This is a genomic window from Phytohabitans maris (genome assembly GCF_031085175.1).
GTDB lineage: Bacteria > Actinomycetota > Actinomycetes > Mycobacteriales > Micromonosporaceae > Phytohabitans > Phytohabitans maris.
On record NZ_JAVHUY010000020.1, the window covers coordinates 46617 to 71106 of the forward strand.

22 protein-coding genes are annotated in these 24490 nt (G+C 72.6%); 6 read left to right on the forward strand and 16 right to left on the reverse strand.

Annotation, left to right across the window (positions count from 1 at the left end; genetic code table 11):
• Window positions 1-301: 301 nt before the first annotated feature.
• The 8 genes from RB614_RS21800 to RB614_RS21835 all read right to left on the reverse strand — a co-directional run bounded on the left by RB614_RS21800 (window position 302) and on the right by RB614_RS21835 (window position 8780).
• Entirely contained in the window at window positions 302-2815 is a 2514-nt protein-coding gene (locus RB614_RS21800; protein WP_308714429.1) for a CHAT domain-containing protein, read from the reverse strand.
• Window positions 2816-2895: 80 nt separating this feature from the next.
• Window positions 2896-4395, reverse strand: coding sequence for a S8 family peptidase (locus tag RB614_RS21805; RefSeq protein ID WP_308714430.1), 1500 nt, complete (start codon window positions 4393-4395; stop codon window positions 2896-2898).
• 31 nt (window positions 4396-4426) lie between these two features.
• Complete coding sequence (locus RB614_RS21810; RefSeq protein ID WP_308714431.1) at window positions 4427-4885, reverse strand: hypothetical protein; 459 nt, start codon at window positions 4883-4885, stop codon at window positions 4427-4429.
• A complete protein-coding gene (locus RB614_RS21815) occupies window positions 4878-5486 on the reverse strand; it encodes an RNA polymerase sigma factor (RefSeq protein ID WP_308714432.1) in 609 nt (202 codons plus the stop codon). The genes RB614_RS21810 and RB614_RS21815 overlap by 8 nt, the downstream gene beginning before the upstream one ends.
• 362 nt (window positions 5487-5848) lie before the next feature.
• On the reverse strand, window positions 5849-6244 hold the full coding sequence (locus RB614_RS21820; RefSeq protein WP_308714433.1) for an STAS domain-containing protein: 396 nt from the start codon (window positions 6242-6244) through the stop codon (window positions 5849-5851).
• A 154-nt stretch (window positions 6245-6398) separates the two neighbouring features.
• Window positions 6399-7034 carry an ATP-dependent Clp protease proteolytic subunit gene (locus RB614_RS21825; RefSeq protein ID WP_308714434.1) on the reverse strand — a complete coding sequence of 212 codons (636 nt, stop codon included), beginning with the start codon at window positions 7032-7034 and terminating at the stop codon, window positions 6399-6401.
• A gap of 68 nt (window positions 7035-7102) precedes the next feature.
• A complete protein-coding gene (locus tag RB614_RS21830) occupies window positions 7103-7987 on the reverse strand; it encodes a Gfo/Idh/MocA family protein (protein WP_308714524.1) in 885 nt (294 codons plus the stop codon).
• Window positions 7988-8036: 49 nt separating this feature from the next.
• A complete protein-coding gene (locus tag RB614_RS21835) occupies window positions 8037-8780 on the reverse strand; it encodes a hypothetical protein (RefSeq protein WP_308714435.1) in 744 nt (247 codons plus the stop codon).
• A 133-nt stretch (window positions 8781-8913) separates the two neighbouring features.
• Between RB614_RS21835 and RB614_RS21840 the strand changes: the two genes are divergently transcribed.
• Both RB614_RS21840 and RB614_RS21845 read left to right on the forward strand, forming a co-directional pair.
• Window positions 8914-9279 carry a hypothetical protein gene (locus tag RB614_RS21840; RefSeq protein WP_308714436.1) on the forward strand — a complete coding sequence of 122 codons (366 nt, stop codon included), beginning with the start codon at window positions 8914-8916 and terminating at the stop codon, window positions 9277-9279.
• The gene (locus RB614_RS21845) at window positions 9272-9697 is read left to right on the forward strand and encodes a hypothetical protein (RefSeq protein WP_308714437.1); all 426 of its coding nucleotides are present in this window, start codon (window positions 9272-9274) and stop codon (window positions 9695-9697) included. Before RB614_RS21840 ends, RB614_RS21845 begins: the two co-directional genes overlap by 8 nt.
• A gap of 132 nt (window positions 9698-9829) precedes the next feature.
• Here the strand turns inward: RB614_RS21845 and RB614_RS21850 are convergent, their stop codons facing one another.
• A complete protein-coding gene (locus RB614_RS21850; RefSeq protein ID WP_308714438.1) occupies window positions 9830-10585 on the reverse strand; it encodes an SDR family oxidoreductase in 756 nt (251 codons plus the stop codon).
• 191 nt (window positions 10586-10776) lie between these two features.
• Between RB614_RS21850 and RB614_RS21855 the strand changes: the two genes are divergently transcribed.
• Complete coding sequence (locus RB614_RS21855; protein ID WP_308714439.1) at window positions 10777-11778, forward strand: LacI family DNA-binding transcriptional regulator; 1002 nt, start codon at window positions 10777-10779, stop codon at window positions 11776-11778.
• Window positions 11779-11838: 60 nt separating this feature from the next.
• Here the strand turns inward: RB614_RS21855 and RB614_RS21860 are convergent, their stop codons facing one another.
• Window positions 11839-13383 carry a cellulose binding domain-containing protein gene (locus RB614_RS21860; protein WP_308714440.1) on the reverse strand — a complete coding sequence of 515 codons (1545 nt, stop codon included), beginning with the start codon at window positions 13381-13383 and terminating at the stop codon, window positions 11839-11841.
• Window positions 13384-13392: 9 nt separating this feature from the next.
• Window positions 13393-14778, reverse strand: coding sequence for a chitinase (locus tag RB614_RS21865; RefSeq protein ID WP_308714441.1), 1386 nt, complete (start codon window positions 14776-14778; stop codon window positions 13393-13395).
• 142 nt (window positions 14779-14920) lie between these two features.
• Between RB614_RS21865 and RB614_RS21870 the strand changes: the two genes are divergently transcribed.
• Window positions 14921-18043, forward strand: coding sequence for a GH92 family glycosyl hydrolase (locus tag RB614_RS21870; RefSeq protein ID WP_308714442.1), 3123 nt, complete (start codon window positions 14921-14923; stop codon window positions 18041-18043).
• Window positions 18044-18165: 122 nt separating this feature from the next.
• Window positions 18166-19137, forward strand: a complete 972-nt coding sequence (locus RB614_RS21875) for a LacI family DNA-binding transcriptional regulator (protein WP_308714525.1) — start codon at window positions 18166-18168, stop codon at window positions 19135-19137.
• Window positions 19138-19221: 84 nt separating this feature from the next.
• Here RB614_RS21875 and RB614_RS21880 read toward each other — a convergent pair whose 3' ends face one another.
• The 5 genes from RB614_RS21880 to RB614_RS21900 form a co-directional block, all read right to left on the reverse strand.
• Complete coding sequence (locus RB614_RS21880; RefSeq protein WP_428983083.1) at window positions 19222-20631, reverse strand: carbohydrate-binding protein; 1410 nt, start codon at window positions 20629-20631, stop codon at window positions 19222-19224.
• 83 nt (window positions 20632-20714) lie between these two features.
• Window positions 20715-21008, reverse strand: coding sequence for a hypothetical protein (locus tag RB614_RS21885; RefSeq protein WP_308714443.1), 294 nt, complete (start codon window positions 21006-21008; stop codon window positions 20715-20717).
• Window positions 20975-21265 (reverse strand): hypothetical protein, encoded by a 291-nt coding sequence (locus tag RB614_RS21890; protein WP_308714444.1) that lies wholly within the window; start codon window positions 21263-21265, stop codon window positions 20975-20977. The genes RB614_RS21885 and RB614_RS21890 overlap by 34 nt, the downstream gene beginning before the upstream one ends.
• A 327-nt stretch (window positions 21266-21592) precedes the next feature.
• Window positions 21593-22693 (reverse strand): carboxylate-amine ligase, encoded by a 1101-nt coding sequence (locus RB614_RS21895; protein ID WP_308714445.1) that lies wholly within the window; start codon window positions 22691-22693, stop codon window positions 21593-21595.
• A 77-nt stretch (window positions 22694-22770) separates the two neighbouring features.
• Window positions 22771-23589 (reverse strand): Fpg/Nei family DNA glycosylase, encoded by an 819-nt coding sequence (locus RB614_RS21900; protein WP_308714446.1) that lies wholly within the window; start codon window positions 23587-23589, stop codon window positions 22771-22773.
• Window positions 23590-23830: 241 nt separating this feature from the next.
• Here RB614_RS21900 and RB614_RS21905 point away from each other — a divergent pair, with 241 nt between their 5' ends.
• Entirely contained in the window at window positions 23831-24388 is a 558-nt protein-coding gene (locus tag RB614_RS21905; protein WP_308714447.1) for a hypothetical protein, read from the forward strand.
• Window positions 24389-24490: the final 102 nt, after the last annotated feature.

A 24490-nucleotide genomic window follows, 5' to 3' on the forward strand; every position in this document is an offset into this window, starting at 1 on the left:
GAGCGGGCCGGCATACGCGGACAGGCCGGCGCGAAGGCTTGAGCGCGCGCGAAAGCGAGGCCTGTCCGAGACGATTCGGGGACTCGGAGGGCCCTGGAAGAGAACGCGGAGTGGGTGTGCGGCGTCAGCCCAGGGCCGGACGCACCGGCCGGGGCCTGACAACCGAGGTGAGACCCCACGCACCCGTCCGGGCGGGGGTCATGTTGGTCAGGGCGTGTGCCATGGCGACAACGCTAGCGCGATCGCGACGCGAGGTGTATCGGATTTCCGCCAGCCCGCTCCTGTCCTGCATGAGAGAACCTCACCAACCGGCGCCGAAGCAGACCAGCGGCGCCAGGTCCTCCTCGGCCTTCGCCGCGCTCTCGATGGCGGCCGCCAGCGCGGCGGCCGGTGACTGCCCGTCTCGCAGCGCCGCGTGGTGGGCCGGACCGACCTGGTAAGCGACCGCGTCGGCGATCCGCGCGACGCCGGCCACGACACTCCCCGCGCCGCCGTGCAGCAGCGCGGCGGTCATCCCCAGCGTCTCCTCGCCCGGTCGCGGCCGGGCGAGGCCCAGCTCGCACGCCGACAGCACGATGTGCGCCGGCAGCCGCGGCAGCTGGTGCAGCTCGTGGCCGAAGAGCGGCCCGTCCGCCAGCTCCAGGTGTGAGAAGAGCGGGTTGTCCGGCTCGTGCACGCCGTGCGCGGCCACGTGCAGTACGTCGGCGGAGCGCACCGCGTCCCGTACCCCGGCGGTGGTGGACTCCGTCGGCGACCGCGCCGACCACACCTCCGCGACCAGCCGCACCTCCTCCGCGGCCCGGGCCACCCGCGGCCCCGCGGCCAGCGCCAGCGTGGGCCGCGACGGCAGCACGGCCCGGTCACGGGCGGCCAGCCACGCGGTCGCGGACGGCACGACCGCCAGCGGGCGCCCGCGCAGCGCCGGCAGGAGCGTCCACGGTACGGCCACGAGCCCGGCCGCCGGCGCCAGCAGCAGCGGGCCCTCGGCGAGGTGCCGGCGCAGCGGGTGCCACAGCAGCTCGTCGAGGCGGTGCAGGGAGCGGCGGCTGGCCGCGCGCACGCTGACCCGCATCGGCTCGGGCAGGTTGAGCGTGGCGAGCGCGTCGAGGTCGGCACGGACCCGGTGCAGCAGCTCGACGGCGGGCGCCGCCGGGCCGAGGTCGATCAACGCGCGGCGGCGCGGCCCGGCCACGAGCGCGTGCAGCCGGCCGCCGGAGAGCAGGTGCGCCACGTACGTCGCGTCGGCCACGCCCAGCCTGTCCTGCACGTCGCCGAGCGGGGCGGGCGCGAGTGTCTGCCCCGGCCCCGGCGTGTACCAGGAGCGCTGCCGGATCAGCCGCTCGAGCTGGGCGCAGCGGGCGCGCAGACCGGGTGCGGGCTGGCCGGCGAGCACGGCGCCGCGCAGCTCGACGCGGAGGTGACGCAGCTCCTCCAGCATCGAGGCGGCCTCCGGATCGGCCGGCGGCACCACCGGCGGCAGCCGGGTGGAGAGCGCCCGGGCCCGCTCGGCCCAGCCGAAGACGGTCGCCGGCCGGCCGGAGGCCAGCGCGCGGGCGAGCCCCTGCTCGGCGAGGTGACGGCCGTGGCCGCTCACCGCGGTCTGCAGGTCGAGGCTGCCGAACGAGGCCTGGTAGCGGTGCAGGTCGGCCAGCGCCGCCCGCAGCTCGGCGTCGGCCCGCCCCGGCTCCCCTTCGGCGTCAGCGAGCCCGGCGCGCACCGAGCGGGCGGCCAGCCGGGTGGCGATCGGGTCGTCGCGGCGCAGCCGGATCGCACCGCCGGCCGCCGCCCGGATCCCCTCGACGCTCCCTTGTGGACGGACGGCGAGCAGCGCCGCCACACCGGTCAGCGTGGCCCGGCGCGCGTCGTCGTCGAGGCCGGCCGCGGCGAGCCCGGTGGCGACCCGGGCGGCGTCTTCGGCCGCGCCCCGCACCCGCTGCCCCCGCCCGACCGCCGCCGCGACGGCCACGTGCTCGGCGAGCAGCGCCCAGGCGTCGGCGCCGCGGGCCACGAAACGGCGCCGGGCCCGCTCGGCCAGGCGCCGCGCGTCGGCGTAGCGCTCTTCGAGCAGGGCGACCTGGGCCCGGGCCAGCTCCGCCTCGGCCTGGTCCTGCGGCGCCTTGGCCCCGCGGAAGAGCTCGACGGCGTGCGCGAGGTCGTCGTCCGCCTCGCGCCACAGGCCGGCGGCGAGCAGCACCTGGGCGCGGTCGATGTGGCAGACCGCCGCGTACGTCGGGGACTCGCCGGCCAGCGTGGCCCACACCGCGTCCATCTCGCGCAGCGCCTGCGGCAACGCGCCGGACAGCAGCGACAGGTAGCCGAGGTTGTGTGACGCCTTGGCGGCCAGCATGCCCAGCTCGTGCCGGCCGGCGACCTCGACGCAGCGGCGAAAGTCGGCGCGGGCCGCGGCCAGCACGCCGCGCTGCATGTGCAGGATGCCGCGGTTGAGCAGGGGGCGGCAGATGTCTTCCGGCACCGACTCGTCGAGCAGGCCCACCGCCGCGTCGAGCGCCGCGAGCGCGTCACCCGACCGGCCGGCCCGCATGTAGAGCAGGCCGCGCTGCGCGGCGACCATGCCCCGTAGCCGCTGCGGCAGGTCGGGCACCTCGTCGGCCTCGGCGAGCAGGCGCAGCCCCGCGTCGAGGCTGCGCGCCTCGGCCTGGTGGTAGGCGAGGCTGATCAGGATCCGGGCGCGCAGCTCGGGGTCGGGGCCGCTGCCCAGCGCGGCCCGCAGCAGCCGCCGAGCCGCGGCGTGCCGTCCGTGCTCGGTCTCCCGAACGGACTGGGCGTGCAGCTCGGCGGCACTGGCGACGGACACGCCCCATCATGGCACGGCGGCCCGCGACCCCGTCTCGACCGATACTCCAGCGGCGGCGCTCCGTTTGCCGCCGCCACCCGTTACGGCTGCGGCCGCAGCGCCTCGATCGCCCGCTGCATCCGCTTGACCGGGTCGCTCTCGGTCATCAGCAGCGAACCCACACCGTTGGACGCGATCAGCGCCTTGGCGATCCGGCCGGCGAGGATCGGCGCCGCGAACGAGGTGCCGCTGGAGATCGCGAACCCGCCGCCGAAGTCGTCCGGGTCGATGTTTTCCCGGCTCCGCCCGTGGAACGGGTCGGGGTACGCCGCGCCGGCGCCCATCGCGTGGTCGAACCTCGGCATCGTGCTCACCACAGCGGCACCCGGCTCCCAGTGGCGCACCCACGAGCCGGTGTTGCTGAAGAGCGCGATCGAGCCGTTGGGGTTGAGCGCGCCCACGCTGGAGACCGGTACGGCCGGCGCGTCGACGCCCTGCGGCGGCTCGGCGTACGCCGCGGGGAACATCGGCCGCGCGGTGGCGTCGTTGCCGGCGGCGGCCACCACCGCGACGCCGAGCTCGGCGAGCTCGCGGACCTCCTCGTAGAGCAGCGACATGTACGCGTCGTCGTCCGGCGACTCGTGGTAGAAGCCCAGCGAGAGCGAGATCACGTCGATCGCCTGGCCGCCCGCCTCCCCCGCGGCGGCCTTGCGGGCCAGCTCGCGAAGCGTCTGGAGCGCCGCGAGCAGCTCGGACTCGACGATCACGCCGTCGGAGTGGATCACCCGTACCGGGAGGATGTCGGCGTCCGGGCAGGCCTGCCGGACCAGGCCGCAGATGAACGTGCCGTGCCCGGCGAGCGGGTCGCGCATCCCGTCGAGCGGGCCGGTCACGTCGCCCGTCGTGTCCAGCGCGGTGCCGTCGTCGCCGACGAGCGCGCTGATCGGGTCGAGCAGCCCTTCGGCGAACCAGGGGTGGTCGCCGCAACCGGTGTCGAGCACGGCCACCACCGGCCGCCGCGGGGTCACCGTCGCCTGGCGCAGCGGGGTCGGCAGGACCAGGTTGACCGGCTGGGTGGCGCCGAAACCGAGCATCCCGTACTGCGCGATCGGCCCGCCGAACGCCGAGTGGAACGGGAAGGCGGAGTGGAACGGGAACGCCGAATGGAACGGGAACGCGGAGTGGAACGGGAAGGCCGAGTGGAACGGGCTCCCCGTGATCGGCGAGCTCGTCGCGAACATGAGGTGGTCGAGGCCGAGGCCCAGAGCGCGCGAACGGGCCGCGTCCTTCGACCGGGCCGCCTGCAGCACCCGCCACGCGTCGGGAGTGGCCGGGCCACCGTTGCCGGGTGAGACGCGCACGCAGCGGCCGCCCGCGGGCGGGTCGTCGAGCTGGAGCTGGAGCCCGGCACCGACCTCGTTGAAGAGGCGCCGGTGGTCACCTCCGCCCGGGCGCATCAGCAGCCGGTTGGCGACGTAGACAGTGGACTGGAGCCGCTGGTCGGGCAGCACCTGGGCCGAGACGGGATCGAGCGCTCGGGCGCCGTGTGCTGCCAGGAGACCGGCCGGCGGTGTCGGGACGTGCTTGTCTGCGGTGGCCACGATGAAACTCCCCACGAAAAGAGGTCTGGGGCTAAAGCTGGACCGGCGGCGTCACCACCGGGCGGTGCAGGGGTACCGTCGCCCCGGACGTCGGATGGATCATGATTTGCACCAGGCCGGACGGCACCTCCGCGAAGGCGAACCGCCCGTCGACGTCGGCCTGGGTCTCGTGCACACCTCGCGGGGTGCGCAGCTCGACCCGAAGGGCCCCGCCTGGTGCGATCCAACCGTCGATCCGGTGCCGCTGCGGTCCCGAATCCGACACGGTCACCATCACAGTGAGGCTTTCCGCCGAAAAGGTGACCGTCGACGCGGTCTCCGGGCCACGCGCGCCGACCGGCTGGAGGGTCTCCTGCAGCCGCATGAGCTCGAATTCCAAGTCTTCCAGCCCCAGCGTGAAGAGCACGCGGTCGGCGAGGTCAGCCGGCGGCGGGTCCAACGTGTCGTACATATCGTGGACCGCACGCAACAGCGTCAGGTCGTCAGTCACGCCGGTCACTCCACTCCGGATCGGCGGCCAGCAGGCCGCGTAGCTTTTCGAGGCAGCGCCCGCGGGTCGGCCCGATGCTGCCCACCGCGATCCCCAACTCGGTGGAGAGGGAGGCGTAGTCCGGCCGGTCTTCGAACGCGATCACGCGCAGCAGCCGCTGGCAACGCTCGGACAACTCCGCGATGTGGCGCCACAGTGTCCGCGCGGTGCGCTCGGCGAGCACGGTGCCGTCCGGCCCACCGACCGGGGGCAGGGCGGCGTCGAGCGTCTGCGGCTCGGCCACGTCTACCCGCTTGCCGGCCCGGGCCGTGCGCCACGCCTCGCGGCGCGCGGTGGTGGTCGTCCACCGGAGCACCGCCTGCGGGTCACGCACCGAGTCCACATTGCGCACCAACGCGAGCCAGGTCGTCTGCACCACGTCTTCGGCCGACTCGCGATCGAGCCCATATGCCCGGACAAGATGCCACAACACCGGCGTCAACAGCCGAACCAGGCGGTCGAGTGCCGCCCGGTCACCGGCCCGCCACGCGGCGAACTCCCGCGCGGCCACTTCCCAGGAGGCCGCTCCGACCCCGGTGTCGTCAGAGGTCGCCGACGTCATCGCACCCCCCTCCCATCCGATCCCCGCCGCCAAGGCCGGGCCTGACCTGCACACTCACACACTGCGCCATCGTAGGTGCGTTTCGATATCACCGAAGCGACAGTGCGTCGCGCACAAGGGAGGAGGTGATCAAAGTCGCGCTGATACGTACCCACGAAAGAATTTTTCGGCGTATCACGGGCGCCGCTCGGTGCTCCTGTATCCGGACTTCACAGAGCCGTGCCGGCGCATGGGGGTGCGCCGCGCGGCCCGCTCCCCCTCTGGGGCTGGGGGGAGGGACGGCGGGGGTGCTTCCCGGGGGGATGCACCCCCGCTGCGTTCCTCTCCGGGCCCGGGCGCGGCGCCACGGCCGCGTCAGGCGGTCACAGCTCGGCGAGCGAACGGCGGATCGGCACCGGCTCCGGCCAGGGGCGGGTGACGTCCTCGGCGACCGAGGAGCCGACGATCGGGATCACCCGGTTGACCCGGGTGGCGCGGAGCGTGCGGCGGACCACCGCGTTCGGATTGCAGATGACCAGCTGCCCGCCCCGGGCGCGGGTGCGCAGATGCACCGCGACCAGCGCCCGGACCCCCGCGGCGGACAGAAAGCCGACTTCCCCCAGATCGACCCGCAGCGGCGCCGGCGTGGCCGGCAAGGCCCACAGCACCGCCCGGAACTCGTCCACGTTCGCGATGTCGATCTCACCGGCGACGCGTACGTCGATCCCCCTCGCGCCGACGGTGACCTCGGCTTTCAACTGGTGTTGCGGTTCCCCCATGCCTTCGAGCCTAGGTAGGCGTCCGGCCCGCGACGACCTACCGGAAGTGGAATGTCACGCCCACCGGCTACGACCAAAGTCGTAGAGGATCACTCGGTCCCGGGGCGGACGATGCCCGATTCATACCTGACACCGGCTACTTGCCTGATACCGGTTACTTGTCCGGGCCCACGATCTCGTCCAGCAGGCCGTACTCCTTGGCCTGCTCGGCGGTGAGCATCCGGCCGGCGGAGAGGTCGTCTTCGATCCGGCTACGCGGCTGCCCGGTGGTGGTCGCGATCCGCACCGCCAGCTCCTCCAGCTCGCGCAGGTACTGCCCCGCGGCGGCGGCCACCTCGTCGGCGGTACCGCTCACCGCCGCCGCCCGCGGCTCGCTGAGCCGGATGCGCGCGTGCCGGTACGCCAGCCGCCGTTCCGCCGCCGCGAGCAGGCCCACCGCGGCGCCGCCGGTGAGGCTGGTGACCACCGCGTGCACCGGCGCGCCCATCGAGTCGATCACGTCGATCAGCCCGAACGCGGCGGCCAGGTCGCCGTCGGGCGTGGCCAGCTGCAACCGCACCGGCTCGCTGCCGAGCGCGTCGAGCGTCATCAGCGCGGCGGCCGCCCGGGTCGCCGCGCCGTCGTCGAGCCGCCCGGTGAGCACGACCATCCGCTGGTCGAAGAGGCGCTCCTGGAGCCACGGCGGCACGCCCTCGCTGGCCGGCAGCTCGGGCGGGAGCGGCGGCTGCCCCGGCGAGCCGGGACCGAGCGGCGGGCGCCACGGCCGGAGCGGATCGTGTCGCAGGTCCATGAGGGGCCTCCCTGGAAGCGGTGCCCGGTGCGGTCGCCGGGTGCGTCGCTTGCCGCGACCGTAACCCCTCAGGCCACCGCGACCGGCCGCTTTTCGCGCAGGGCGATATCCCCCGCCTCGAGTACGGCCACCACCTCGCGCCCGAACCCGGCGTCGCACGGCTCCTGCCCGCCCGCGAGCAGCCGGTCGACCGCCGCGCCGAACGCGGAGACCGCGCTCCCCTCCGGTACCGGCATCGAGGCGACGCCGTGCTCGCCGTAGAAGTCGGTGTCCCGCAGCATCGCCCCGGCCGGCGCGTCGAGCGTCAGGGAGGCGGTCGTCACGGCACCGCCGGCGTGCCGCAGCGTCAGGTGGGTGGTGGCCCGGGGCCCGCCCACCGCGCTGACCTCGGCGACCGGGCCGAGCACCGGCAGCAGTACCGAGAGCACGTGCGGGCCGATGTCCCACAGCGCGCCCCGCTCGCGGCGCCAGGGCGAGGCGCCGTACGGGTTGCCGGGCTGGAAGATCGAGGCGAACTGGGTCACCCGGGCCCCCAGCCACCCGCCGGTCGCCGCGGTCTCCTCGACGAACCGCACGATGTTGTCGCGGAAGCGGTTGGTGAAGAAGACGACCGAGGAGAGGCCGCGCTCGCGTACCGCCGCCACGATCCGGTCCGCCGCCGCGGTGTCCATCGCGATCGGCTTGTCCAGCAGCAGGTGCTTGCCCGCCGTGGCGGCCCGTACGGCGAGGTCGGCCTGGACGTCCGGGGGCAGCGCGATCGACACGGCGTCCACTTCGGACAGCAGGGCGTCCAGGTCGGTGTACGGGGTCGCGCCGTACCGCCCGGCGAGCGCCGCCGCCTTCGCCCCGTCACGGCCCCACACCGCGACCAGGTCCACGCCGGGGTGCGCGCCCAGCGCCGCGCCCTGCGTCTCCGCCGCCCAGTGACCCGTGCCGAGCAGCCCAAATCTCATTCCCACGCAGGTCACCCTAGGCGGCGGGGTGCCCGGCCGGACCGGCAGGTCAGCGCTTGCGCCGCTTCTTCTTCCGCCCCTCGCCCTTGCCGGCGAACCGCTGCGTGACCAGCAGCGCCTCGTGCGCCTCCGCCGCGGCGGCCATCGCCTCACCGGACATCGCCCGCGAATCGGCCTCGGCGGCCCACAGCGCCTCGGCGGCCTGCCGGGCAAACAGCGCGGCCCGCTCGTAGGCCCGCCGCGCGGCCAGCTCCTCCGCCCGGAGGTGGTCGGCCCGCCGCTCGCGCTCCTCCTGCTCCGGATCCCAGTCGCCGGCCCGGCGCCACACCTCGCGCAGCTCGTCGACGGAGAGGTCACCGCGCCGGTACGCGGAGAGGGCGGCCCGGGAGACGTCCCGCTGCCGGTCGCCGTCGGCCCCCTCGACGTCGCCGGCCACGACCAGCTCCAGGTCGACCGTCGGAACGGCGTCACGCTCGTCCCGCGCCGCCTGCGCCTCCTGCCAGGCGGCCTGGAACGCCGCACCGGCCGCCTCCTGCGCCTGCCAGGCCTCCTCGCGGGTCTCCTCCGCCGCCGCCAGCCGCTCCCGTGCCTCGATCGCGGCCGCCGCGGCCCGCCCGGCGATGGCGTGCGTGTGACCGGCGTGGGCGGCCAGCGCGCGGGCGGCGGCGCGCAGCTTTGCCGGATCGGGGCGGGGCTGCCGGCGCGGCCGCTCGGCGATCGCGGCCAGGACCACAAGGCCGAACACGACGCAGCCAGCGACCACCAACAGAGCGGAGACGGCGGTCAACTCCACGAGGGCCTCCCCGGTGACCATCGACCAACGTCAACTATAGGCGTCACGTGACTGATCCGTCACCGCACAATCGGTCCGACGTTGGCGCCGTTGGCGTCCCCAGCCCTACTACGTGAATTAGTAGAGTGTCCGCGTGAACGACTCCCTCGGGGCCATCGTCATCGTCGCGGCACTCGTGGTCGCGCTGCTGTGCCTCGTCGCGGCGATCCGCAACCGGCCGCCGGACCTCAGCCACTACGTGGGCACGGCGCTCGTCGAGGTGGCGGCGCTCGTGCTGACCGTGGTCGCCGTGATCGCGATGATCGGCGGCGACCGCCCCACCGAGGTGGGCACGTTCGTGGGCTACCTCTTCACGTTCCTCGCGCTGCCGCCGGTCGCGATCGCGCTGGCCCGCTTGGAGCCGACCCGGTGGGGCTCGGTGATCCTGACCGTAGCCCTGCTCGTGATGCCCGTGCTCGTCGCACGGCTCAACCAGATCTGGGAGGCCACCGGTGCGTGACCGGCTCAACTCGGGGCCCGGCCTGGTCCTCGTGATCGTGTACGGGATCTTCGCGCTCTCCGCCGGTGCCCGCGCCACCGTGCAGATCGCCACCAAGTTCGACGAGGCGCCCGAGGCTTACCTGCTCTCCGCCCTCGCCGCCCTGATCTACCTGGTCGCGACGATCGGCCTGGCCCGCGGCGGCGCCTCCGGCCGGCGGCTGGCGCTGATCTGCTGCTCGGTGGAGCTGGCCGGCGTCCTGGTGGTAGGCACGCTGAGCATCGCGGACAAAGCGGCTTTTCCGGACGACTCGGTCTGGTCCGTCTACGGCCGCGGCTACGGCTTCGTCCCGCTCGTCCTGCCGCTCATCGGCCTCTACTGGCTACGCCGCACGGCCCGCGCCGACCGCGCCGCCGCGGTCGACCACGCACAGCCCTGAAGACCCATCTCACGACCAAATATCGAGCTACCGCGACGCCCGTCGTGGTCCGGACCGCTGCTCCCGCGGCCTCACCCTCCGCCTTCGGTCCCGGTCACCCCTCCTCCCCATCACCCCGACTCCGAGAGATCGCTAGTCGCGGGGGCCGCCGGCTACGTAGATCACCTGGCCGCTTACGAACGAGGCGCCCTCGCTCACCAGGTACGACACGGTGTGCGCGACGTCGTCCGGGGTGCCGGCCCGGCGCACCGGCGTCTCCGCGGCCCGCGCCTTTTGAAACTCCGCGAAGTCGACGCCGAGCCGGGCGGCCGTGGAGGCGGTCATCTCGGTGACGATGAAGCCGGGCGCGACCGCGTTGGCCGTCACGCCGAACGGGCCGAGCTCGATCGCCAGCGTCTTCGTGAAGCCCTGCATGCCGGCCTTGGCGGCGGCGTAGTTGGCCTGGCCGCGGTTGCCCAGCGCGGAGGTGCTGGAGAGGTTGACGATACGGCCCCACTTCGCCTGGACCATGTGCGCCTGGGTGGCCCGGCTGAAGAGGAACGCGCCGCGCAGGTGCACCGAGAGCACGGTGTCCCAGTCGTCGTCGGTCATCTTGAAGAGCAGGTTGTCGCGGAGCACGCCGGCGTTGTTGACCAGTACGGTCGGCGGCCCGAGCTCGGCCACCACCCGCTCGACCGCCGCGTCGACCTGGGCCCGGTCGGCAACGTCCGCGCCGATGGCGAGCGCCCGCCCACCGGCGGCCACGATGCTGTCCACCGTCGCCTTGCCGGCCGCCTCGTCCAGGTCGACCACCGCCACCGCCATGCCATCGGCGGCCAGCCGCTTGGATGTCGCCGCCCCGATACCGCGCGCGGCACCGGTCACGATCGCGATTCGCTGCTCAGTCATTCCGGCAGCGTACCGGGGAGTAATCCCGCCGTCCCCCGCGCTGAGCTGTGATTCTTTCCCTCCCTCGGGGAATTTTCGGGCAGTCCACGGGGTGCGGCGAATACGTATCGTGGTCGAGGGACATCGCAGTCCGTGCCCATTCTGCGATCATTCCGGGGCGGCAAAGCGGGGCTTCTGAGGGGGGAGGTGCCATGGCGACGATCTATGACGTCGCGCGGCGGGCGGAGGTGTCACCGGCGACGGTGTCCCGGGTCGCCAACGGACACGCCAATGTGGACCCGGCGCTGGCGGAGCGGGTCCGCGACGCCATGCGGGAGCTCGCCTACCGGCCCAACGCCGTCGCCCGCAACCTGCGGCGCAGCCGCACCACGCTCTGGGCGGTCATCATCTCCGACATCAGCAACCCGTTCTACACCTCGCTGGTCCGCGGCGTGGAGGACGGCGCCCAGCGCTCCGGGTACTCGGTCGTGCTCTGCAACACCGACGAAGATCCGGCCAAGGAAGGGCAGTACGTCGACGCGGCGCTCGCCGAGCAGATGGCCGGCGTCATCATCTCCCCCGCCGGCAAGGCGCAGCACGTCAACCGGCTGGCCGATGCCCGCGTACCGGTCGTGGTGATCGATCGCCAGCAGGGCGGCGCGCACGTCGACACCGTACTTGTCGACAACGAGCAGGGTGCCTACCTGGCCACCACCCACCTGATCGAGTCCGGCTACCGGCGGATCGCCTGCGTGACCGGGCCGGCCGGCGTCTTCACCGCCACCCGGCGGCTGCGCGGCTACCGGCGGGCCCTGGAGGAGCACGGCCGCCCGTGCGAGGAGGAGCTGGTGCGGCACGGCGACTTCCGGGAGGAGGGCGGCTACCGGGCGATGGCCGCGCTGCTCGGCCTGCGCCTCCGCCCCGACGCGCTCTTCGCGACCAACAACCTGATGACGGTCGGCGCGGTCGAGTGCCTTGTCGACAGCCGGATCCCGGTGCCGGACGAGATGGGCGTGGTGGGCTTTGACGACCTGCCCTGGGCCCACCTCGTACGCCCCTCGCTGACCACGGTCGCCCAGCCGACGTACGAGCTGGGCCGCGAGGCGGCCGCCCTGCTCACCCAGCGGATCGCCGAGCCCGAGCGCCCGCCCATGACGCTCACCCTGGAGACAAAGCTCCAGATCCGGGACAGCTCACTGCGCCCCCGCCCGTGATCAAAGCTCCCGTCATGCCGTTCTAGCGACGTGGCGGGAGCTTTGATCATGAAATGGTGGCTAGAAGCCGGCGGTGATCCGGGTGAACTCCCAGTCGGACTGGGAGATGCCGCTGCAGTTGGAGACCACGCCGCCACCCGGGCAGGGCCGGTCCCGGTTGACCGCCCAGAACGCCAGCCGTGCCAGGCCACGCGCCTTGGCCCAGTCGCGGATCTGGGTCCAGGTCGCCGGGCTGGTCAGCTCCTGCTGGTCGGAGAGGCCGTTCATGCCGGAGATGCCCATGTGGCTGTAGGCGACCGCGTCGCTCCAGCCGAAGGCCGTCTTCAGCGCGTTCTTCAGCCCTTCCGAGGCGTTGACGGTGCTCTGGTACATGTTCGCGCCGCCGCCGAAGTCGAACGGCATGATCGTGAACACGTCGATGTTGGCCTGCAACGCGGCCGCCTGGTTGATCAGCCGGATACCGGTCGCGGACGGCCCGCTCGTGGTCGTACCGAACGTGATGATCGTCTTGATGCCGGGGTTGTTCTGCTTGACGATCTTCATGGCGCCCAGGATGCGGTCCTGCACCGTCGGGTTCTCGAACTCGTCGGTGTTTTCGATGTCGACGTCGATCGCCTTCAGGCTGAACGTGTTGATCACCTGCTGGTACGCGGCGGCGAGGGCCTGCGGGGTGGAGCAGTTCGGACCGAGCTTGTTGCCGCTCCAGCCGCCGATCGACGGGATCACGTCACCGCCGGCCGCCCGGATCGCGCTGATCGTGCTGGCGTGGGTGCCGCCGGTCAGCGGGCCGCCGTCCCAGCCGGGCGTGCAGCCGCCGGCCGAGAGGATGAACGCCATCGTGAACCAGCGGATCCCGGTCGCACTCATCACAGTGGACGGTGCTGGCGGGTTGCCCCAGCCCGGATAGATGTACGGCGCCGCCGCCATCGGGCCGCCGCCGGTCGGGCAGCCGGTCGTGTTGGCGGAGACCGCGCCGGAGCGGGCCGACTCGCCCGAGGAGTTGTACGCCGCGACCGTGTAGCTGTGCGAGGTGCAGGCGCCGAGCCCGGAAATCGTGGTCGAGGTACCGGTGACCGTGGCCCGCACGGTGGAGCCCTCGTACACCCGGTAGCCGGTGACCGTGCCGGACGAGGCGTTCCAGGCGAGGGAGACGCCGGTGTTCGTGGTACCGGTGACCCGGAAGTTGCCCGGCGTACCGGGCGCGCCGGGGTTGGTCGGGCCGCCGCCGGCGCACGAGCCGCCGTTGACCGTGCAGTTGGTCGGGTCGCCGTTGCCGGTGACGATGAAGCCGAACGACGCGGTGCCGCCCGGCGCCAGCGTCCCGTTCCACGAGCGGTTGGTGAACGTGTGGTGCTGCCCTGACGAGGTGAGCAGCGCGTCCCAGTAGGTGCCCATCGTGCTGCCGGACGGCAGGTCGAACTGCACGTTCCAGCCGTTGATCGTGGTCGAGGTGTCGTTGGTGACGGTGAACTTGGCTTCGTACCCGGTGCCCCAGCTCGACGTGCGGGCGAAGGTCGCGGTCGCGGCGGAGGCGGGCGTGGCCACGGCGACGGCGGCGGCAGCGGCCACCGTCGACATGAGCGCGAGGGTGAGGAGTCTTCTCACTGCGTACTCCTACGGGAGGGTGTTGAGGTGCGGCTTGACGGTGCGGGCGAAGTTGTTGCCGTTCGCGACGTCCCAGTTGATCGACCAGGTCATCGCGCCCCGGATGCCGGGGTACGTGCGCGGCGGCCGGAAGCTGCCGCAGTTGGTGGCGCGGGCCAGGCAGTCGAGCGCCTGGTTGACCACGCTGGGCGCGACGACGCCGCCACCGGCCGCACCGGGTCCGGCCGGCAGGCCGAGCGCGACCTGGTCGGGGCGGAGCCCGTTTTCGAGCTGGATGCAGGCGAGCGCGGTGAGGAAGTTGACCGTCCCCTGGGAGTACGCGAAGGACTGGTCGCAGCCGAGCATCGAGCCGGAGTTGTAGAACTGCGTGTGTACGACCGTGAGGATGTCGACGATGTCCAGCGCTAGGCGGAAGTACGACGCGCCGGTCGACTGCATGTCGATGGTCTGCGGCGCCATCGTGATGATCAGGTTGGCGCCGACCCGGGAGCGGAGTGAGCGCAGCGCCTGACCCATGTACGTGGGGTTGAGGCCGTTCTCCAGGTCGATGTCGACGCCGTCGAAGCCGTACTCCTGCATGATCGCGAAGACCGAGTTGGCGAAGTTGGTCGCGGCACCCGAGTCACCGACGGAGACGCGGCCGGCCTCGCCGCCCACGGAGAGGATGACCTTCTTGCCGCGCGCCTTGAGCGCCTGCACGTCGGCCTTGAAGGCGGCGTTGGTGTAGCCGCCGAGCGCGCTCGCCAGCCCCGGGTCGACGCCGAAGGTCACCGCGCCGGGCGTGCTGCTCGCCTCGGCGAAGGCGACCGCCACCAGGTCGTACTCGTTGGGGACGTCGCGCAGCCGCAGCTCGACCGCGGGGTTGACGAAGTTGTGCCAGTACCCGGTGAGGAAGTGCTTGGGCAGCGGCCCGGTGTTGGGCGGCGGGCTCGTGGAAGGCGGCGGGCTCGTGGGAGGCGGCGCGGTCGTCGTGGGAGGCGCGGTGGTCGGCGTCGTTCCGCCGCCGCAGGGTTGGCCGTTGAGCGTGCAGTTGAGCGGCGACCCCGAGCCGTTGCCCAGGAAGCCGAACGAAGTGCTCGCACCCGGAGCGAGCGTCCCGTTCCAGGACCTGTTGGTAAAGGTGTACCGCTGACCCGACGACGTCATCAGCGCATCCCAGTACGTGCCGACCGTCGTACCAGCCGGCAAGTCGAAGACCACCGCCCACGACGTGATCGTCGACGCACCCCCGTTCGTAATCGTGTACTTCCCCTCCCAACCAGAACCCCAGTCAGAAGTCTTCGTGAACACAGCGGTCGGCGTCGCCGCCGACGCCGCCGGCGCCAGCCAGATCGCCGCGACCCCGGCGGTCAGGGCCATCGCGAGCGTGATGAGCAGGGCTCTGGAACGGGACACGGCAACCTCCATGGACGGTTGCCTAATTATTAGGACTGTTAACAGTAACTGTAAAGACCCCTGAGAGGTTGACAGTTATCTGTACTGGTACTTATCTATTTCCACCCCCTGACAACGTTGTATCGAAGGCCCGGGAGGAGCCATGCGGTTAGCAACGTTCTGCGTCGCCCTGCTCGCAGCCGCCGGAGGAGCGGCCATCCTCGCCCCGCCGCCGGCACAGGCGGCCGTCCTCGACCTCACCCCGCACGTCAACCCGTTCATCGGCACCGACGACAGCAACTCGCCGAACCCCGTCCCCGGCGGCGCGGGCGGGAGCACCGTGCCCGGCCCGGTGGCGCCGTTCGGCATGGTGCAGCTGAGCCCGGACACCCCCAACGCCTCGCCGTCCGGCTACCGGTTCAGCGACACCCAGATCCAGGAGTTCAGCTTCACCCACTTCAACGGCGCGGGCTGCGCCAACAACGAGGACCTCGGCATCCTGCCGATCACCGGGGCGGTCGGCGCCTCACCCGGGACGAGCTGGACCTCCTACTCCGCCACACAGACCAAGAGCGCCGAGGTGGCCCAGGCCGGCTACTACAAGGCCGTGCTGAGCAACTACGGCAACACCCAGGTGGAGCTCTCGGCCACCAAGCGCACCGGCATCCTCCGCCTCACATACCCGGCGACGACCACCGCGCGGGTGCTCGTCAACCCGAGCCGGAGCGCCACCGGCAACCGCAACGGCACGATTTCGATCAGCGGCAGCACCGTCACCGGTTCGGTCACCGGCGGCGGCTTCTGCGGCAACTCCAAGCCGTACCAGATCTTCTACCGGATGGAGTTCGACCGGGCACCGTCCGGTGTGGGCACCTGGCTGGGCGGGACGGTCAGCGCCGGCTCGACCAGCGCCAGCGGGGTCAACTCGGGCGGCTACCTCACGTTCGACACGTCGGGCAACGCGGTCGTCCAGGTGAAGGTCGGCATCTCGTACGTCAGCCAGGCCGGCGCGCAGGCCAACCTCGCGGCCGAGCAGAGCGGCTTCGACTTCGCCGGCGTACGCGCGGCCGCCAACGCCGAGTGGAACGCGATCCTCAACCGGGTGCAGGCGACCGGCGGGGCCGCCGCCGACCTGCAGAAGTTCTACACCGCGCTCTACCGGGTGCTGATCAACCCGAACATCGCCAGTGACGTCAACGGCCAGTACCGCGGCTTCGACAACGCGATCCACACGGCCAGCCACACCGTGTACCAGAACTACTCCGGCTGGGACATCTACCGCTCGTGGGCCTCGCTGATCGCGCTGATCGCCCCGGTCGAGGCGAGCGACATCGCCAAGTCGATGGTGCTCGACGGCCAGCAGGGCGGCCTGCTGCCGAAGTGGTCGCACAACCACAACGAGGCGTTCATCATGACCGGCGACCCCGGCCCGATCATCGTCTCCAGCATGTACGCGTTCGGCGTGCGTGGCTTCGACACCACCGCCGCGCTCAACCTCATGCACGCGAGCTCCAACGGCGGCACCGCGCAGGGCAGCCCGATCCGCGGCCTGCAGAGCGGGTACGTGAGCCGGGGGTACATCCACGAGGACCCGTCGGACTCGCTGGAGTACTCGGCTTCGGACTTCGCGGTCGCCCAGTTCGCCCGGGCGCTCGGCGACACCGCGAAGTACAGCACGTACATGCAGCGGGCGCAGTTCTGGCGCAACGTCTTCAACACCGAGTCGCAGTACGTGCACGACCGCAACGACAGCGGCACCTGGCCGTGGCCGCTCGACCCCGCCAACCACAGTGGATACACCGAGGGAAACGCGTCCCAGTACACCTGGATGGTGCCGTACAACTTCGGCTCGCTGATCAACCTGATGGGTGGCCGGGAGACCGCGGTGCAGCGCCTCGACCACCACTTCACGCAGCTCAACGGCGGGCTCTCGCTGCCCTACTTCTACATCGGCAACGAGCCCGAGCACGGCGTGCCGTGGGCGTACCACTTCGCCGCCGCGCCGTACCGCACGAGCGACGTGGTGCGGCGGGTGATGACCGAGTCGTTCACCACCGGCGCGGGTGGCCTGCCCGGCAACGACGACCTCGGCGCCACCTCCGCCTGGTACGTCTGGGCGGCGCTCGGCATGTACCCGCCGACGCCCGGCGCGGACACGCTCGCCCTGCACGGCCCGCTCTTCCCGTCGATCCTGGTCGACCGGCCGAGCGGCGACATCCAGATCAACTCCACCGGCACCGGCCGCTACGTGCAGGGCCTCTCGGTCGGCGGCACGGCGACACAGCGCCCCTGGCTGCGATACGCCGACATCGCCGGCGGGGCCACACTCTCGTACACGATGGGTGGCTCGCCGAGCGCGTGGGGCACCAATCCCGCGGACGTCCCGCCGTCGTTCAACGATGGCTTCACGCCGCCCCCGGCGGCGCCGTCGCTCGGCACGAACCTCGCGCTGAACCGCCCGGCCACCGGCTCGGCGGCCTGCGCGGCGAGTGAGGGGCCGGCGGAGGCCTTCGACGGCCTGCTCGGCCGGGACAGCAAGTGGTGCTCCACCGCGGCCGGCACCAAGACGCTCCAGGTCGACCTGGGCGGCAGCCAGAGCGTCACCTCGTTCGTGGTCAAGCACGCCGGCCTCGCCGGGGAGAGCACCGGCTGGAACACCGGGGCGTTCACGATCGAGACCAGTGTGGACGGTACGACGTGGACGAACCGGGTCACGGTGTCGGGCAACCGGACCAGCCGCACGTACCATCCGGTCGCCACGGCCACGGCCCGCTACGTGCGGCTCAGCATCACGACTGCGGCCAACGACGGCAACAACGCCGCCCGGATCACCGAGTTCGAGGTGTACGGCGGCGGTGGCGGCGGACCGTCCAATGTGGCGCTCGGCAAGACGGCGACCGCCGACTCGTCCTGCAACGCCGACGAAGGCCCGGCCAAGGCGGTCAACGGGAGCGTGAGCGGCGGCAACACCGACAAGTGGTGCTCGCTGGGCGGCTCCAAGTGGTGGCAGGTCGACCTGGGCGGCACGTTCACCGTCGGCTCGGTCACCGTGCGGCACGCGGGCGCGGGCGGCGAGAGCGCGGACTGGAACACCCGCGACTTCGACCTCCAGATCTCCACGAACGGCACGACCTGGACGACCGTCGCCTCCCCGCGCGGCAACACGGCCGCGGTGACCGAGCACGCGGTGGGCGCCTCGGCCAGATTGGTGCGCCTGAATGTCATAACGGCCACCCAGACGAGCGATTCGGCCGCCCGAATTTACGAAGTGGAGGTCTATGCGTAGCCCTTTCGCAAGGTACCGTGCCACAGATGAGTGCTGAGGCATCGGACCAGGTGGGTGGGAGCGGCGCGGGTCGCTCCGCCCACCCGGTCCGGCGCGGGCCCGAGGTCGCCCGCCGGCCGACCATGGTCGACGTCGCCCGGCACGCGGGCGTGAGCATCAAGACGGTCTCCCGCGTCATCAACAACGAGCCCAACGTGCAGCAGCAGCTCATCGACCGGGTGTTGGCGAGCGTGGCGGAGCTGGGCTTTCGCCGCAACCACCTGGCCCGCACGCTGCGGTCCGGGCAGTCCACGGCCACGATCGGGCTGATCATCGAAGACCTGGCCAACCCGTTCTACTCCACGATCGCGGCGATCGCGGCCGAGGCGGCCGCCCAGCACGAGACCCTGCTGATCACCGCCAGCTCGGAGGAGGACCCGCAGCGCGAGCAGCAGCTGCTCCGCGACCTCTGCTCGCGCCGGGTCGACGGGCTGCTGGTCGTGCCGGCCGGATACGACCACTCGTACCTGCGGCCCGAGGTCGAGATGGGCACGCCGGTGGTCTTCCTCGACCGGCCGGCGGGCGGGCTGCTCGCCGACACCGTGCTGCTCGACAACCGGGGCGGCGCCCAGGCCGGCGTGCGGCGACTGGTGGAGCACGGCCACCGGCGGATCGGCATCCTGCTCGACTCGGTCGCCGTCTACACCATGCGGGAACGGGTGGGCGGCGCGCAGGAGGCGCTGGCCGCGGCCGGCATCGGGTACGACGAGCGGCTGGTCGCCGAGGGCGTGCACGACCCGGACACGGCGGCCGCGGCGGTGGCCGGGATGCTCGCCGCCGACGAGCCGCCGACCGCGTTCTTCAGCCTCAACAACCGGATCACCGTCGGCGTGCTGCAGGAGCTGTGGCGGCGCAAGAGCCAGGTCGAGGTGGTCGGCTTCGACGACTTCGAGCTGTCGTTCCTGATGCCGCAGCGGTTTACGGTGGTCTCCTACGACACGCGCCAGCTCGCGCGTACGGCGGTGGACCTGCTCTTCCAGCGGATCGCGGGTGAGCGCTCCTGGCCGCGCACGGTCACCCTCCCAACCACCCTGGTGGAGCGCGGCCTGTCCTGACGCCTGTCCCGAGGCTTCGCCGGGACAGGTCGGGGCCTGAGGCTTCGCCGGGGCGGGTCGGGGCCGCCCCGGCGAAGGCTTTACCTACCTCCGGAAGTGGAACCAGTTGACGTTGACGAAGTCGGCCGGCTGGCCGCTGGAGAACGTGAGGTAGACCGTTCTCGTGCCGGTCACGCCGGAGACGTTGCCGGGAACCGTCTGCCAGCTCTGCCAGCCGCCCGTGTTGGCGAGCGCGAAGCTGCCGAGCACCGGGCCGGTCGGGCTGTCCAGGCGCACCTGGATCAGGCCGCTGACGCCTCCGGCCGCGCCGGACGCGACCCGGGCGACGAAGTCGATCGGCGAGCTGGAGCCGAAGTTGACGTTGTCGTAGCGCACCCAGTCACCGTTCGCGATGTGGCTGACGTTGAGGCCGCCCTCGCTGCACGTCTCGGTCTGCACCCCGTTCTGCGCGTTGAACGACTCCGCCTGGATGGTCGCGTACGCGTCCCGGCTGCCGCTCGGCGGTGGCGTGGTGTTGGGTGGCGGCGTGGTCGGGTTGGTGCCCCCGCCCGTCTGGTAGACCGCGACGTAGTCCACCAGCATCGGGACGCCCGAGACGGTCGCCGCGGTCGGCGTCTGCCCACCGGGTACCGCGTTCGGGAAGGCGCCGCCCATCGCCACGTTGAGCAGGATGAAGTAGCCGGCGTGGCTGGTCATGTTGGTCCAGTGCGGCTCGCCGACCTGCGACTGGCTGACGGTGTGGTAGAGCTGGCCGTCCACGTACCAGCGCAGCTGCTGCGGGTTGGTGTCCCACTCGAAGCGGTAGGTGTGGAACGCCGACTGGCAGGAGCTGCCGGGGCAGGCGCGGTTGGCGCCGATGCCGGTGGTCTCGTTGCACGGGCCGCCCGGGTTGACTCCACAGTGGAGCACACCCCAGACCGAGTTGATCCCGTTGACGTTCTCCATGATGTCGAACTCGCCGATCCCCGGCCAGTTCCAGTACTGGCCGCGGTAGGGCGAGCCGAGGGCCCAGAACGCCGGCCAGTAGCCGGCCGCGCCCGCGCCGGTGACGTTGGGCATCTGGATGCGCCCCTCGATGCGCAGCTCACCGCCGGCCGGGGGCTTGAAGTTGGAGCGCACCGTCTCGATCCGCGCCGAGGTCCACTGGCCGGAGCCGCTGCGGATCGGCGTGATCACCAGGTTGCCGTTGCCGTCCTGGCGGAGGTTGGAGGTGCTGTTCGTGTACGTCTGGATCTCGCCGGTGCCCCAGTTCGCCGGGCCGCCCGGGTACTGCGTGCCGGTGTCGATGATCCAGTTTGCCGAGGAGGGGAGGGTGTTGGCCCCGCCGGTGAAGTCGTCGCTCCAGACGAGGCTCCAGCCGGACGGGGTGGGTGGCAGCGCGGCGTTGGCGTTCATGGTCACCGCGAGCATGGCCGCGACCACGGTGGAAGCCGCCGCAGCGGCGATCAGCACGCGGCCGCGGCGGGGTCTGGAGGTGCCCTGTCGGTCTCTCATGTCTGGCCTCTCTGTGGGGGTGGCGGTGGGCCGTGAGAGCGCTCTCACAGAGTTTTACGTCCGGGACAACAAATTGTCAACACTCATCGATATCTCTGGAAAACCGTTTGTTCCAGCGCCGTCCACGCGGTCGTGGTGACGAGGTACAGCCCGACCGCCAGCGGCACGAACGCGGCCACCACGAGCGTGCCGTAGGGCAGCAGCGCGACGACCCGCCGCATCCGCTCGACCTCCGGGCCGGCTCCGGCGGGCACCGGCGCCTCCCGCATCCGCCTCGCCGAGCGCCGGGCAAGGGCCGCCAGCAGGGCGAAGAGCACCAGGTAGACCGGGATGGCGGCGGCGCTCAGCCCGTCGGTGAGGTGATGCCCGAGCGGCACCCCGGCGAGCGTCGTCGGGGACGCGGGCGCCCGGCGGCGTCCGGATCGACGTAGCGCGGCACGGCGGCCCGTGACCGCACCGGCGCGGCGGTCCATCCGACCGGCCGCTCCGGGATCGCCCGCAGCGCGCCGGCGAGATGCCCGGCGACCGCAACGGCGAGCAGGCCGACGGCCACCGCGACCGCGACCTCGGCAGGCTGACCCGCGAACGCGAGGGCGATCGCCCACGCACCCAGCAGTCCCGTCAACGCCCGCACGCCCGCCAGCCTAGAAGCCCCCCGCCACCGCCCCGAGGCACCGGCGTCGCCGGCCGGCGCGGGCACGGACGCCGTTCCGAGGTGCCCCGTTCGTGCGGGCAGCTCCAGAGCTCCGCGCACGAACGCCCGATCCGGCGACAACCCCGCGCAGACCTGGCAGCGGAGGCCGGGGAAGTCGGCGAGCGCAGCGAGCCGCCGGCCGCAGCGGTGCCCGCGGGAAAGCACCCCAAGAAAACGCTCCGCTGCGCTCCACGTTTCCCCGGGGACCCCGCGCAAACGGTCAGCGGCTGGCGCGGACCGGGGCAAATCTGTGGAAAGAAAAGGTCGCTACGCGGGTGTCGCGGGGAGCGTGAGGTGGTCGAGGACGGCGGCCATGTCGCCGGTGCGGGCGTAGACGGCACGCTGGCGGGAGGCTCCGGTGCCCCGTGCCCGCAACCGTCCCATGAGGAGGGTCGCGAGCTCCAGGTCGCCGCTGCGCTCCAGCTCGGGCCGGACGGTGTCGAAGAGGCGCTGGAAGAGGTGCCACGCGGGGCGGCTCCGCTGGTCGGCCGGGTCGACCAGGAGGCCGGCCAGGCCGTCGTGGGCGGCGCGCCAGTGCGCGGCGGCGAGCAGGTGGTGGTCGATGCGCGGGGCCGGGCGGCCGGCCTCGATGTCGGCGAGCACCGTGCCGACCAGGCCGCGGGCGAGCGCGGCCACCAGGATCGTGTCGTCGAGGCTGGGGCAGACGTCGCCGATGCGGAGCTCGACCGTGGGGTAGCGGGCGGAGAGGCGGGCGTACCAGTAGAGCATCGCCTCGTCGAGCATCGCGCCGGCGGAGATCAGCCGCGTCACCAGGTCTTCGTAGTGGTCGTGCGACTCCAGGTAGGGCGTGGGGCCCACCGACGGCCACCGCTCCCACATCACCGAGCGCCAGCTCGCGTACCCGCTGTCCCGGCCCTCCGCGAAGGGCGAGTTGGTCGTCGCCGCGTGCAGCAGGGGGAGCCAGGGGCGCAGGTGGTTGAGCACCTGGACGCCGGTGTGCGGGTCGGTGATTCCAATGTGGACGTGTATCCCGTTGAGCCCGGGGCCGGGCGAGAGCGCGCCGAAGCGTTCGACCATGCGGTGGAAGCGCGGCTCGTCCACCACCGGCGGCTCGGGGCCGTTGACCGGGCAGCAGCCGATCGCGGCCACCCGCGCGCCCGCCCGCGCCGCAGCGCTCGCGATCCCGGCGCGGAGGAGGCCCAGCGAGTGCCGCAGCGCCCGCAGGTCGAGCCCGGGCGGGCTGTTGATCTCGATCTGGCTGGTCAGGTACTCGCGCGCAACCTGGCCGCGCAGGTCGTCGCCGACCTCGGCCAGCACCGCGTCGACGGCCGGCGCCGCCTGACTCTTTTCGGCGTCCAGAAGGAGGAACTCCTCCTCCACGCCAACCGTCAGCCGCACCGCTGCCATGTACCCAGATCCCTCGCCACTGGAAACACCGTCGTTTCCCGAAAAATACTCCCATAATGGGCGCCGACCGGGAGCCTTTACGCGGGACGGCCTTGCGCGGGCTGGCAGGTGGGGCACCAGTACGAGTTGCGGCCGGCCAGGCCGGAGCGCTGGATCTCGGTGCCGCAGATCAGGCAGGGCTGGCCGGCGCGGCGGTAGACGTACACCTCGCCGCCGTGGCGGTCGACCCTCGGCGCCCGGCCCATCGCCTCGGGCATGTGCTGGCTGTGCACCGTGTCGATGCGGCCGCGGCTGACCCCTTCCTTCATCAGCTCGCGCAGGTCGGCCCAGAGGTCGCCCCACTGGGCCGGGGTGAGCAGGCGGCCGGCCCGGGTCGGCGGGATGCCCGCGCGGAAGAGCACCTCGGAGACGTACACCAGACCAGGTCCGGCCACAGTGGACTGGTCCAGCAGCAGGGCGGCCAGCGGCGTGGTGCTGCGCCGGATCCGGGCGTACGCGGTGTCCGGGTCGGCGTCGTCGCGCAGCGGGTCGGCACCGAGCCGGGCCCGGAGCGCGTCGGGCTCGTCGAGCAGCTCGCAGGCGGCCGGGCCGCGCAGGTCGATCCAGTGGCGCTCGGTCTCCAGCCGCAGCCGCACCTGACCCACCGGCGGCGGGGTGGGCGCCTCCCCGTCGGTGAACACCCCGTACAGCCCCAGGTGCACGTGCAGTGTCCGGCCGCCGTCGTAGTGGTGCAGCAGGTGCTTGCCGTACGCCTCGGTGTCCAGCAGCACGGTGCCGGTGAGCCGGGCGGCGCCGGCCGCGAAGCGCCCCTGCGGGCTGGAGACGGTGACCCGCCGCCCGGCGAGCAGGGAACGGTGCTGGGCGGCGAGCCGGTGGATGGTGTGGCCTTCGGGCACGCCGAAACCTTACCCAGGCCCCGGCCCGCCGCGTCCGCGCCGGACCCGCGCGCCCGGGGCCTGATTCGCGCCGCCGGGTCGGCCCACTGTGGCCGGCGGATCGGCGCCGCCGGGCCAGAGCCGCGGCGCCGGGCCGGGGCGAGGGTGCATGAGTTCTCACCCATCTGGGTATGCCGATGGGCATCCCCCGCGCGGTGGCCAAACGGAAGTGCTCCGCGCCCGCATGAGGAGGTGCGCCGCGGTGCGGATCCCATCCTTGACGCGTCGAGGCGAGGCGCAACGTGAAGAGGAAGCCCACGCCCAGGGCAAGGCGGAAGGCCGGGCCGACGAACGGGCCTTCGGGCGGGCCGCCGGTCGTACGGCGGTCCGCGAGCGGCCGGTGGCCGGTGACGAGACGCCGACCGAGCGGATCAAGCCGGTGGAGCGGGTGGAACCCCGCCGCGAGCCGGAGCCGGTCGCCGAGCCGTTGGGGCCGCGGCCGCGGTCCAGCCTCATGGCGACGCTCGGACTGATCGTCGGTGTCGTGGGCGCGCTGGCCGTGCTCACCGGCGTGCTGGCCGGCTACGGCATCGCGGCCGGCGGACTGGCCACGCTGCTCGCGGTCGGCGGCATCTCGGCGACCCGCCGCCGGCACGTGGCCGGCCGGACCGAGGCAATGCTGGCGCTCGTGCTCGGCCTGGGTGCGGTCGTCTTCGGCATCCTCGTGGTGACCGACTCGCTGGCCTGGATCAGCACGGCCAGCGACAAGGTCGGCGAGCTGCGCGACTGGCTCGACGCCCAGACCGTCGACCGGTTCTGACGCAGGGTGGTGGGGCGGCCGGACCAGGCCGCCCCACGACTGAACGGGCGGCCGGACCAGGCCGCCCCACGACTGAACGGGCGGCCGGACCTGGCCGCTCCA